At 68.1% G+C, this 12,103-nt stretch carries 10 protein-coding genes; 7 read left to right on the forward strand and 3 right to left on the reverse strand.

The window, feature by feature from the left end:
• Positions 1 to 88: 88 nt before the first annotated feature.
• Positions 89 to 3,709, forward strand: coding sequence for an indolepyruvate ferredoxin oxidoreductase family protein (locus tag JL37_RS13725; protein WP_043544684.1), 3,621 nt, complete (start codon positions 89 to 91; stop codon positions 3,707 to 3,709).
• A gap of 241 nt (positions 3,710 to 3,950) precedes the next feature.
• Here JL37_RS13725 and glpK read toward each other — a convergent pair whose 3' ends face one another.
• Both glpK and JL37_RS13735 read right to left on the reverse strand, forming a co-directional pair.
• The gene (gene glpK, locus JL37_RS13730; protein WP_043544685.1) at positions 3,951 to 5,477 is read right to left on the reverse strand and encodes a glycerol kinase GlpK; all 1,527 of its coding nucleotides are present in this window, start codon (positions 5,475 to 5,477) and stop codon (positions 3,951 to 3,953) included.
• Positions 5,464 to 6,918 (reverse strand): DHA2 family efflux MFS transporter permease subunit, encoded by a 1,455-nt coding sequence (locus JL37_RS13735; protein WP_043544687.1) that lies wholly within the window; start codon positions 6,916 to 6,918, stop codon positions 5,464 to 5,466. The genes glpK and JL37_RS13735 overlap by 14 nt, the downstream gene beginning before the upstream one ends.
• 98 nt (positions 6,919 to 7,016) lie before the next feature.
• On the opposite strand from JL37_RS13735, the gene JL37_RS13740 reads away from it, so the two are divergent.
• The 4 genes from JL37_RS13740 (at position 7,017) to JL37_RS29735 (ending at position 9,477) form a co-directional block, all read left to right on the forward strand.
• Positions 7,017 to 7,205, forward strand: coding sequence for a DUF3460 family protein (locus JL37_RS13740; RefSeq protein ID WP_008165355.1), 189 nt, complete (start codon positions 7,017 to 7,019; stop codon positions 7,203 to 7,205).
• A 16-nt stretch (positions 7,206 to 7,221) separates the two neighbouring features.
• On the forward strand, positions 7,222 to 8,112 hold the full coding sequence (locus tag JL37_RS13745; protein WP_043544688.1) for a ScpA family protein: 891 nt from the start codon (positions 7,222 to 7,224) through the stop codon (positions 8,110 to 8,112).
• A gap of 44 nt (positions 8,113 to 8,156) precedes the next feature.
• Positions 8,157 to 9,011, forward strand: coding sequence for a pantoate--beta-alanine ligase (gene panC / locus JL37_RS13750; RefSeq protein WP_043544689.1), 855 nt, complete (start codon positions 8,157 to 8,159; stop codon positions 9,009 to 9,011).
• Positions 9,012 to 9,126: 115 nt separating this feature from the next.
• Positions 9,127 to 9,477 carry a response regulator transcription factor gene (locus tag JL37_RS29735; protein ID WP_052097189.1) on the forward strand — a complete coding sequence of 117 codons (351 nt, stop codon included), beginning with the start codon at positions 9,127 to 9,129 and terminating at the stop codon, positions 9,475 to 9,477.
• A 128-nt stretch (positions 9,478 to 9,605) separates the two neighbouring features.
• Here JL37_RS29735 and JL37_RS13760 read toward each other — a convergent pair whose 3' ends face one another.
• Positions 9,606 to 10,376: a copper resistance protein NlpE N-terminal domain-containing protein gene (locus JL37_RS13760; RefSeq protein WP_043544690.1), complete on the reverse strand. Its 771-nt coding sequence runs from the start codon at positions 10,374 to 10,376 to the stop codon at positions 9,606 to 9,608.
• 202 nt (positions 10,377 to 10,578) lie between these two features.
• Here JL37_RS13760 and JL37_RS13765 point away from each other — a divergent pair, with 202 nt between their 5' ends.
• Both JL37_RS13765 and coaE read left to right on the forward strand, forming a co-directional pair.
• On the forward strand, positions 10,579 to 11,427 hold the full coding sequence (locus tag JL37_RS13765) for an A24 family peptidase (protein ID WP_043544691.1): 849 nt from the start codon (positions 10,579 to 10,581) through the stop codon (positions 11,425 to 11,427).
• A gap of 52 nt (positions 11,428 to 11,479) precedes the next feature.
• Positions 11,480 to 12,103, forward strand: coding sequence for a dephospho-CoA kinase (gene coaE, locus JL37_RS13770; RefSeq protein WP_043544692.1), 624 nt, complete (start codon positions 11,480 to 11,482; stop codon positions 12,101 to 12,103).

The following is a 12,103-nucleotide window of genomic DNA, read 5'->3' on the forward strand; positions in this document are numbered from 1 at the left end:
CGGAATTCACGTCCCCTGCTCGCCCGCGTGCGCTTCAAGAGGGTGTCGCGCGAAGCCGGCGGGGGTTCCAGGATCCCTCGGAGCAGACATGAACGCCCCTCTCACGCCCGCCATCCGCGCGGCGCTTGAATCCGTCCAGCTGGACGACAAGTACACCCTGGAATCCGGGCGCGCCTGGATGAGCGGTATCCACGCCCTGGTCCGCCTGCCGATGATGCAGCGCATGCGCGACCTGAAGGCCGGATTGAACACGGCGGGCTTCGTGTCCGGCTATCGCGGTTCTCCGCTGGGCGGGGTCGATCAGAACATGTGGAAGGCGGCCAGCTACCTGAAGGCGCACCACGTCGAGTTCCAGCCCGGCATCAACGAAGACCTGGCCGCCACCGCGGTATGGGGCTCGCAGCAGGTCAATCTGTTCCCGGGCGCCAGGTACGACGGCGTGTTCGGCATGTGGTACGGCAAGGGGCCCGGCGTGGACCGCTGTGGCGACGTCTTCAAGCACGCCAACGCGGCGGGCACCGCGCGCCATGGAGGGGTGCTGGTCGTGGCGGGGGACGACCACCCGGCCAAGTCCTCCACGCTGCCGCACCAGAGCGACCACATCCTCAAGGCCTGCATGATCCCGGCGCTGTTCCCCTCCAGCGTCCAGGAAGTGCTGGACTACGGGCTGCACGGATGGGCGATGAGCCGCTACGCGGGCGTATGGGTGGGCATGAAGTGCATCACCGACATCGTCGAGGTGTCCGCCTCCGTGGACGTGGATCCGCAGCGCGTGCAGATCCTGCTGCCCGACGATTTCCAACTGCCCGCCGACGGCCTGAACATCCGGCTGGCGGATACGCCGCTGCAGCAGGAGGCCCGCCTGCTGGACTACAAGCTCTATGCCGCCCTGGCCTACGCCCGCGCCAACCGGCTCAACCGGGAACTCTGGGACGTGCCGCAACGCGACGCCCGCTTCGGCATCATGACCTCCGGCAAGGCCTATCTGGATACCCGCCAGGCGCTGTCGGACCTGGGCCTGTCCGAAGCCGTCTGCCGGCGCATCGGCCTGCGCCTGTTCAAGGTGGGCATGGTCTGGCCGCTGGAGTCCACCGGCACGCAGAGCTTCGCGGAAGGCCTGGACGAGATCCTGGTTGTCGAGGAAAAGCGCCAGGTGCTGGAATACCAACTGAAGGAAGAGCTGTTCAGCTGGATCGGCAGCGGCAAGAAGATCCCGCGGGTGGTCGGCAAGTTCGACGACAAGGACGGCGGCGAATGGTCGGTGCCCCAGGGCAATTGGCTGCTGCCGGCGCACTACGAGTTCTCGCCCGCCATGGTCGCGCGCGCGATCGCCGCCCGGCTGCTGCGCTTCGAACTGCCCGAGGACGTGCGGGCCGGCATCGAGGCGCGCCTGGCGTTCATCGGCGAGCGCGAACAGGCGCTGGCGCGCCCGCGGGTGGTCGAAGAGCGCAAGCCGTGGTTCTGCTCGGGTTGCCCGCACAACACCTCGACCCGCTTGCCGGATGGGTCGCGTGGGATGGCGGGCATAGGCTGCCACTATATGGTCAGGTGGATGGGCCGCAGCACGGATGTCTTTACGCAGATGGGCGGAGAAGGCGTGCCCTGGGTGGGCCAGGCGCCGTTCACCGACGAAAAGCATGTGTTCGCCAATCTGGGCGACGGCACCTATTTCCATTCGGGCCTGCTGGCGATACGCGCGGCGGTGGCGGCCAAGGTGCCCATCACCTACAAGATCCTGTTCAACGACGCGGTGGCGATGACGGGCGGGCAGCCGGTGGACGGCCCGCTCAGCGTGCCGATGATCAGCCGCCAGATGGCGGCCGAGGGCATAGAGAAAATCGTCGTGGTGACGGACGATCCCGCGAAGTACGGGCAGATCGAAGGTCTGGCGCCGGGGGTGCCGGTGAAGCACCGCGACGAACTGGACGCGGTGATGCGCGAGCTGCGCGAGCATCCCGCGGTGTCGGTGCTGATCTACGACCAGACCTGCGCCACCGAGAAGCGCCGCCGCCGCAAGCGCAACGCCTACCCGGATCCGGCGCGCCGCGTGCTGATCAACGAGCGGGTGTGCGAAGGCTGCGGCGACTGTTCGCAGAAGTCGCATTGCCTGTCGGTGGAGCCCCTGGATACGGAGTTCGGCCGCAAGCGCAGGATCAACCAGTCCAGCTGCAACAAGGATTTCTCCTGTCTGAAGGGCTTTTGCCCAAGTTTCGTGACGGTGGAAGGCGGCCAGCTGAAAAAGCCGCAGGCCCTGGCGCAGGACGGCGCGATCGACGAGGGCGTGCCGCATCCGCCCGCGCGGGGGCTGGAGCAGCCTTACGGGGTCTTCATCGCCGGGGTGGGCGGCACGGGCGTCGTCACCATCGGCCAGTTGCTGGGCATGGCCGCGCACCTGGAAGGCAAGGGCTGTTCGGTGTTGGACATGGCGGGCCTGGCGCAAAAGGGCGGCGCGGTGTATTCCCATGTGGTTCTTGCACAGGCGCCGGACCGCCTGATGAACACGCGGGTCGCCATGGGCGAGGCCGATCTGCTGCTGGCCGGCGACCTGGTCGTGGCCACCAGCATGGAATCCATGGCGCGCGTGAGCCCGGGCCGTACGCATGTCCTGCTGAACAGCGATACCGCTCCCACTGCGGCGTTCGTCGGCAATCCCGATTGGACGCTGCCCGGCGCCAGCCTGACGGCGGACCTGCAGGCTGCCTGCGGCAAGGATAATCTCTGCACGGTGGATGCAGCCGCGCTGGCCGTGGGCCTGCTGGGCGACGCGATCTACGCCAATCCCCTGATGATGGGCTATGCCTACCAGAAGGGCTGGATCCCGTTGTCGCAGGAGGCGCTGCTGCGCGCCATCGAGCTCAACGGCCAGCAGGTGCCGAACAACATCTCCGCCTTTGCCTGGGGGCGCCGCGCGGCCTACGACCTGGCTGGTGTGAACCGACTGCTGGCCAACGGGGGCGCGCCGTCAGCGCACCCCGAGGGCATCATCGAACTGAAGCGTCCGCGCGCGGCCAGTCCGGTGGTGGCGTTGAAGAAACCCGCGGGAGAACTGGAGCAGCTGGTGTCCGTGCGCAAGGACTTCCTGACCGGCTACCAGGACGCCGCCTACGCCAGGCAGTACGCCGATCTGGTGGACAAGGTGGCGCGCGCGGAGCGCGAGGCCACCGGCACCAACCGGCTGGCGCTGGCGGTGGCGCGCGGCTACTTCAAGCTGATGGCCTACAAGGACGAATACGAAGTGGCGAGGCTGTATTCGGACGGCGAGTTCATCAAGCAGGTGGTCGAGCAATTCGAAGGCGACTGGAAACTGCGGTTCCACCTGGCCCCGCCTCTGTTTGCGCGGCGCGACAAGGACGGCCACCTGATCAAGCGCAGCTACGGCCCGGGCATGCTGCGGGCTTTCCGCCTGCTGGCCAGGCTGCGCGGCCTGCGCGGCACGAAGCTCGATATTTTCGGCTACACGGCGGAACGCCGCGCCGAACGCGAACTGATCCGCGAGTACCGCGAGACGCTGACGGCGATCCTGTCCAAGCTGAACCGCGGGAACCTGGACCGGGCCGTGGCCCTGGCCAGCCTGCCCGAGGAGATCCGGGGTTATGGGCACGTGAAGGAGGCCGCGATGGAAAAGGCCGCGGCCCGCAGGGAAGAGCTGCTGAAGGAATTCAGCGCGACGGTGGTGCCGATAGGCGGAGTGAGGGTGGCTTGTGTCTGACACCCTTACGCGATGCTGGTACGGGCTGCAGAGGCGTTCCCGGGTGTCTGACACGTTGCCGGGTGCCTGACACTTTTGGGGGAAGAGTTTGCTGGCCATGATTGTGTCTGACACCCGTGACCAGTTGCTTCAAGCCCGTGGCTTCTTCTCGTAAGGGTGTCAGACACGAGCCCGTGGTTTCTTCTCGTAAGGGTGTCAGACACTGACCTGCGGCTTCCTGCCGTAGGGGGGCGGACGCTGCTCACGTGCCCGCGTTCGCGGACCAGCCCTTGGACAGTTCCACGGCCTGGCGCCACCGTTTCATCCGGGCGTCTCGCACGGATTGGGGCCAGGTCGGCTCGAAGGTGCGTTCGGCCTGCCATTTCGAGGCGAACTCGTCCTGGCCGGACCAGAAGCCCACCGCCAGGCCGGCCAGGCCGGCGGCGCCCAGCGCGGTGGATTCGGGCACGCGCGGGCGCACCACGGGCACGCCCAGCACGTCCGCCTGCATCTGCATCAGCAGGTCGTTGCGGGCCGCGCCGCCGTCCACTCGCAGTTCGGTCAGCGCGATGCCGCTGTCGGCGTTCATGCAGGTGAGTAGCTCGGCGCTTTGCAGGGCGATGGATTCGAGGGTGGCGCGGGCGATGTGCGCGCGGGTGGTGCCGCGGGTCAGGCCCACCAGGGTGCCGCGCGCATAGGGATCCCAGTGCGGCGCGCCCAGGCCGGCGAAGGCCGGGACCATGAAGACGTCGTCGGTGCTGGAAACGCTGGCCGCCAGGGATTCGATCTCTTCGGAGCGCTGGATGATGCCCAGGCCATCTCGCAGCCATTGCACGGCCGCACCCGCCACGAACACGCCGCCTTCCAGCATGTAGGTGGAATTCCAGGCGCTCTTGCCGGGCCGGGGCAAGCCCCAGCCGACGGTGGACAGCAGGTTGTTCTGCGATTGCACGGGCTTGTCGCCGACGTTCATCAGCATGAAGCAGCCGGTGCCATAGGTGTTCTTGGCCATGCCGGGGGTGAAGCACGCCTGGCCGAAGGTGGCGGCCTGCTGGTCGCCCGCCACGCCGGCGATGGGAATGGCGCCGCCCAGCCATTCGGGCAGCGCCTCTCCGACCACGGCGCTGCTGGGCGCGATCGCGGGCAGCACGCTGCGGGGGATCTTCAGCAAGGCCAGGATCTCGTCGCTCCAGTCCTGCGTGTGCAGGTCGAACAGCATGGTGCGCGAGGCGTTGCTGGGGTCGGTGCTGTGCACCGCGCCGCCCGTCAATTGCCAGATCAGCCAGGTGTCGACGGTGCCGAAGGCCAGTTCGCCGCGGTCCGCCATCTGGCGGGCGCCGGGCACGTGGTCCAGCAGCCAGGCGAGCTTGGTGCCGGAGAAATAGGCGTCCAGCACCAGGCCGGTCCGGGATTGCAGGAAATCGGCGTGGCCGTCCTGGCGCAGCTGATCGCACATCGGCGCGGTGCGGCGGTCCTGCCAGACGATGGCGCGGGCCAGCGGGCGGCCGGTGGCCCGTTCCCAGATCAGCGTGGTTTCACGCTGGTTGGTGATGCCGATGGCGGCGATGTCGGCCGCCGTGGCGCCGGCGTTGCGCAGGGCCTCGCGGGCCACGTCCAGCTGGCTGTTCCAGATTTCGCCCGCGTCGTGCTCGACCCAGCCCGGGCGGGGGTAGTGCTGGCGGAACTCTCGTTGGCCGACACCGCGCACGACGCCTTCGCGGTCGAATACGATGGCTCGGGAGCTGGTGGTTCCTTGGTCCAGGGCCAGGACAAATTCACTCGTCGTCACTTTGTTTTGCGCCGTTCAGGTGTGCCCCGGCCAGAGGGTCGAGGCGTCCAAAGGAGAAGGTCGAAGCCATGCACAGCACGCCGACCACGATGAAGCCGGCGACGACGTCCCGTATCGCCAGCGTCTCGGCGCCGCGCAAGGACATGCTGATGTTCAGCGTGACCGCGGCCACGCCCACGCCCAGGCTGATGCCGAGCTGCTGCGCCATGGCGGCGAAACTGCTGGCGCGGCTCATCTTGGCCGGGGGAATGTCGGCATAGGTTAGCGTATTTACCCCGGTGAATTGCAGCGAGCGGAAAAATCCGCCGACCAGGAGAATGGCGATCATCAGCCAGACCGGCGTGTCGGGCGTGAAGGCGCCGCAGACCACGATGAACACGCCGGCCAGCACCGCGTTCACGGTGAGGACGCGGCGAAAGCCGAAATGGCGCACGATGGGCGTGGCGACGAATTTCATCAGCAGCGCGCCTGCCGCGCTGGCGAAGGTGATCAGGCCAGCGGAGAAGGGAGTGAGCCCGAAGCCCACCTGCAGCAGCATGGCCAGCAGGAAGGGCGTGGCGCCCACGGCGAAGCGGCACAGGTTGCCGCCTAGCGTGGCGATGGCGAAGGTGGGGATCCGCATCAGGGAAAGATCGATGATGGGATGTTCAGTACGCCGGGCGTGCCAGCCATACAGCAGGCCGCAGGCGATGCCCGTGGCGATCAGGCCGAGCAGCATGGGCAGCGGCATTACGTCGCGGCCGATGGCTTCGAAGCCGCTGACCAGCGTCGCCAGGCAGATGGCGCTTAGCAGGAAGCCCGGCCAGTCCAGGCTGGGCGTGCCTTCCTCGCGGATTTCCGCCACGTAGCGCAACACCAGGAAGATGCCCAGGACGCCGATCGGGATGTTGATCAGGAAGATCCAGTGCCAGGACATGTAGGTGACCATGAAGCCGCCCAGCGGTGGCCCGATCACCGGCCCCAGCAGGGCGGGGATGGACAGGAAGGACATGGCCTTGAGCAGGTCCTGCTTGGGCACGGTGCGCAGCAGGATGATCCGGCCCACGGGCACCATCATCGCGCCAGCCATGCCTTGGACGACGCGGGCCAGGACCAGCTGCGGCAGGTCCTGGGACAGGGCACAGGCCACGGAGCTCAGGGTGAACAGGCCGATGGCGGCCACGAACACCCGCCGGGCGCCGTAGCGGTCGGCCGCCCAGCCGCTGACGGGCACGAACACCGCCACGGACAGCAGATAGGAAGTAATGGCCACGTTGAGCCGCACCGGGGTGGATCCCAGCGCCCGCGCCATGGCCGGCAGGGCGGTGGCGACCACCGTGGCGTCCAGCATCTGCATGAACAGGGCGCAGCCGACGATGAAGGGGATCATGCGCGCCGCGCGCAGCGCTTCCGGGGTGGGTGACGGAGCGGGATGGGCTGCTGCTGCGGATTCTGCGGACATGGCGGGAGGGGGCGTTGGGTGCCGCGAGATTGTAACGCCGGGGGGGAGGCCGCCGTGAAGTAAACTCCCCATATCCGAAACCCATTGAAATTGGTGTCATGGCGACCAACTACGAATCCGAGATCACCCTTTTCCTGAAAGACTACAAGCAATCGCACCCTGGCACCGAAGAGCGCCAGCGCGAGGGCCGCGCCCGTCTTTGGGACAAACCGCAGGACTCGGAGCTGCTGGAAGGCTTCCGCGCCGCCCGCGTGCCGCAAAAGCCGTACGTATACCAGGCCGATTGAGTCCATTGCGGCAACCATGGCCCAAAACGCTTCCGTCCCGGGCGACGCCCTGGCCGCGCTAGTGGAACCGCCCGTCGACAGCACACCTGACACGATCGACAGCGTTGCGTACGCGCGCCTGTACGGCGAACCGCTGTTCCAGATGCCCACGGACCTGTACATCCCGCCGGATGCGCTGGAAGTGTTCCTGGAAGCGTTCGAAGGGCCGCTGGACCTGCTGCTCTACCTGATCCGCAAGCAGAACTTCAACGTGCTGGACATCCCCATGGCGGATGTCACGCGGCAGTACCTGTCGTATGTGGAGCAGATCCGCATCCACAACCTGGAGCTGGCCGCCGAGTACCTGCTGATGGCGGCGATGCTCATCGAGATCAAGTCGCGCATGCTGCTGCCGGTCAAGAAGACCGACACCGGCGAAGAGCCCGAGGATCCCCGCGCCGAACTGGTGCGCCGCCTGCTCGAATACGAGCAGATGAAGCTGGCGGCCCAGAAGCTGGACGCGATGCCGCAGCTGGGCCGCGATTTCGTCAGCAGCCAGGCGGTGGCCGACCTCAGCGTGGAGCGTATGCTGCCGGAAGTCAGCGTGGACGACCTGCGCGCGGCCTGGGCCGACATCATGAAGCGGGCCAAGCTGAACCAGCACCATCACATCACGCGAGAACAGCTGTCCGTCCGCGACCACATGACGCACATCCTGCGGCGCCTGAACGACGTGCGCTTCATGGAGTTCGGCGACCTGTTCATGGAGCGCGTCCGCGAAGGCGCGCCCGCCGCGGTGGTCGTCGTGCATTTCATCGCCATGCTGGAGCTGGCCCGCGAATCGCTCCTCGAGATCACGCAGGCGGAGCCCTACGCGCCCATCTACGTCCGCCTGGCCTATACCAGCGTGGCGGCGGTCGCGGCCTGAGCCCGGCAGGGCCAGGAAACGCCGTCCATCCCCGGAGAGTCCCCTTGAAAGTCGTACACACCATCCAGGAATTGCGAGATCACCTGCGCGGGCAGAACCGCGTGTCGTTCGTGCCTACCATGGGCAACTTGCACGAAGGCCACCTGGCGTTGATGAAGCTGGCGCGCCAGCATGGCGATCCTGTGGTGGCCAGCATCTTCGTGAACCGGCTGCAGTTCGGCCCCAACGAGGATTTCGACCAGTATCCGCGCACGCTGGCGGCCGACATCGAGAAGCTCGAGCGTGAGCGCGACGTCTACGTGCTGTTCGCGCCGAACGAGCGCGAAATGTATCCCGAGCCGCAGAATTTCCGCGTGCAGCCTCCCGACGACCTGGGCGACATCCTGGAAGGAGAGTTCCGCCCCGGTTTCTTCGAAGGCGTGAGCACGGTGGTGCTGAAGCTGTTTTCCTGCGTGCAGCCGCGCGTGGCCGTGTTCGGGAAGAAGGATTACCAGCAGCTGATGGTGGTGCGCAACATGTGCCGCCAGTTCCAGTTGCCCGTGGACGTGCTGGCGCACGAAACCGTGCGCGCCGATGACGGGCTGGCGCTGTCCTCCCGCAACCGCTACCTGAGCGACGCCGACCGCGCCGAGGCTCCCGCGCTGTACGCCGCGTTGCAGCGCCTGGGCCAGCGCCTGGCGCAGGGCGAACGCGACGCCGCCGCGCTGGAGCGCGAGGCAGTAGACGGCCTGGCCCAGCGCGGCTGGCAGGTGGACTACGTGGCCCTGCGCCGCCAACGCGACCTGAAGCGTCCCGAAGCGGCCGACCTGCAGGCCGGCGAGCCCTTGGTGGTGCTGGCGGCCGCCAAGTTGGGCAGCACCCGCCTGATCGACAACCTGGAGCTGGCCTACACGGCCTGACGCCATGCCTGGGAGAGGGGCGTTTATGTCCCTCCCCTGGCAGAATTGCCAGCTTCCCGCAGGAAGCGGGGCCGGGCAGACTCGCTGCAATCTTACGTTGCAGGAGACATGCCACATGCAAATCCCACGCCCCGATCTCGAAGCCGTCCTGTCTTCCCTGACGCCGCGCGAACGGCAGATCGTCGCCTACGTGGCGGCCGGCAGCCCCAACAAGGTCATCGCCATCGACCTGGGCATTTCGCTGCGCACAGTCGAGGCCCACCGCGCCCGCATCTTCACCAAGCTCGACGCCCGCAACGCCATGCAGCTGGCATGCCGGCTGTGCGCGCATGGGCGCTCGGGCGCATCGCCCGTGCCGGGCGGCCGTTGCCAGAAAAGCGGCCTGCTTGCTCCGGCCGCCATGCTGCATGAACAGCCGCAGCCCGAATACGGGCAGGCGCGGGCCGGGCCGGGCGCCGAGACCTGATGTCCATTCTTATCCCCGCGCGGCCGGCCGGGCATGGCGCGCCCAAAAGAACCGGGCCTGGCGAACGGGTCGTCCGCCAGGCCCGGGGCCTGCGCATCGGGTCGGCGGCGATTGGCCGCCGCCAGGAATCACGGGCACTTGGGCGCGCTTGCCTTGGCCAGTTCGTCGATCGGATCCAGGTCGGGCTGGCGGGTCAGGTTGTAGTTCAGGTTGGGCGTCTTGCCGCCAATGGAGCGCACGCGCAGCACGTTGTTGGCGGCCACCAGGAATTCCACCCGGGCGTTGCCCTGGCCGTCCATCAGGATGACGCGCGGCGGGCGTTCGTCGGTGGCGTCCCAGCAGCCCTGTTCGGCAACCGGAGGGCCCTTCTTGGGGTCGTCTTCCAGGTAGGCCGTGCGGCCGCGCCAGCGGCCATTGGGGGCCAGAGTCAGCGTGACGCGCTGCGCCGTGCACTGCATGGCGGGCGAGAAGCACGGCAGCGTGCCCATATAGGTTTGCGGCTGGGGCACCAGGTTGTGCACCGCGGCGTTGGGCACGGGCGCCGGAGCCGCCGGGGCGGAGCCTCCGCCGGAACCGCCGCCTTCGGTGTTTTCCGGCACGGCCTGGCCGTCTTCGGTGGTCTGCGCGCCGGCGGCGGCCTGCTGGGCCTGGTTCTGCGGCTTGCGGGCATCGGGCTTGAGCGCGATCTGCACCTGCGAAGGCGCGCGGATGACGCTACGGTAACCGGCGCCGGAGCCCTGGTACTGCGCGTCGGTCACGGTGCTTTCCGCCGGAGGGTCGTAATAACCTTCCGTTTTCTGCTGGGCGCAGCCTGCCGCGCCCAGTGCGGCGCCCGCCAGCAGCAGCCCCATGACGCTGAGTTTGCGGGGGCGGGTAACGATGTCGACGCGCGCGGTCATGGCAGCTTATCCGTGAATTGAGTCTGTCTCCGATTTTACGCACTTATGCGAAGATTCGGTACGTTCCCTTAGCCGCTCTTGGGCGTAGCCCGCACTTTATGCACAATTTACGACAAGGCCGCCGGCGGCCCGTCTTCCATTGCGTTCCCGGCCGCGCGGGCGCTGCGCCGGCGCGCGCGCTCCGTCCGCACGGATGACGGCGATGCGGCACGTGTTCGATCTGCCCCTGGGGCTGTTCATCGGTCTGGCGGCGTTGGCGGGCCTGGCGGTCGGCAACTGGCTGACGACCCTGACCCACCGGTTGCCGCGCATGATGGAACAGGAATGGCAGGCGCAATGCCAGGAGGCGGCAGGCCATGCCCGGTCCACGAACCGCTACGGCCTGTTGTCGCCGGCCTCGCATTGCCCGGCGTGCGAAGCGCCCGTATCCGGCTGGCGGCGCCTGCCCCTGCTGGGCTGGCTGTTGCTGCGGGGGCGCTGCGCCGCCTGCGGGGCGGCGATAGGCTGGCGCTACCCCGCCATCGAGCTGCTGAGCTGCGTGCTGTTTGCCGCCTGCGCCTGGCGTTTCGGCGCCACGCCCCTCGCGCTGTGCGCCATGGGCCTGTCCGCCGCGCTGGTGGCCCTGGCCTGGATCGACTTCGAATCCACCTTGCTGCCCGACGCGCTGACGCAGCCGCTGCTGTGGGCGGGCCTGCTCGTCAATTTTTCCGATGCCTTCGCCAGTGTGCGGATGGCGGTTGCCGGCGCCGTGGCGGGCTATGTCTTCCTGTGGGTTATCTTTCATGTATTCCGACTGCTGACCGGGCGCGAGGGCATGGGCTACGGCGACTTCAAGCTGCTGGCCGCCCTGGGCGCCTGGTTCGGCATCGAGGCCCTGCCGGTGCTGCTGCTGAGCGCATCGCTGCTGGGCGTGCTGATCGGCGGATTGCTGACGCTCAGCGGGCGCGCCAGCCGCGGGCAGCCGCTGCCTTTCGGCCCCTACCTGGCGCTGGCGGGCATCGTGACGCTGCTGGCGGGCGGGCAGGAGGGTATCTGGGAATGGTTGGGCTAGCGCGGCCGGCGGGCGCCACGCGGGGGCCACCGGGCAACACAGGACGGGCGGTATGTTCAAGATCGGGCTGACGGGCGGTATCGGATCGGGCAAGACCCGCGTGGCGGACATGCTCGCGGAGTGGGGCGCCTCGCTCGTCGACACCGACGAGATCGCGCGCGAACTGACCGCCGCGAACGGCGCCGCCATGCCGGCGATCGAACGCGAATTCGGCGAGCGGGCGCTGACTCCCGACGGCGCGCTGGACCGCGCATGGATGCGCGAGCAGGCCTTCTCGGATCCGCAGGTACGCCAGCGGCTGGAAGCCGTGCTGCACCCCGCCATCGGGCAGGAGACCGAGCGCCAGGCCCGCGCGGCCACCGGGTCGTACCTGGTCTTCGTCGTGCCTTTGCTGGTGGAGTCGCTGCCGCGCTGGCGTCCGCGCCTGGATCGCATCTGCGTGGTCGATTGCGACCCCGACACCCAGGTGGCGCGCGTGCGCTCGCGCAGCGGGCTGACGGAGCCGGCCATCCGGCGTATCATGGCGGCACAGGCTGCGCGGGCAAGCCGGCTGGAAGTCGCGGACGACGTCATCATCAACGACGGCGCGACGTCGCCGGAACAATTGCGCGCGCAGGCGAAGACCCTGCATGAACGCTGGCTGGCGCTGGCGAGCACGACGGGCCGGCAAGCCTAG

Source organism: Achromobacter sp. RTa, from assembly GCF_000757485.1.
Taxonomy (GTDB): Bacteria; Pseudomonadota; Gammaproteobacteria; order Burkholderiales; family Burkholderiaceae_B; genus Achromobacter.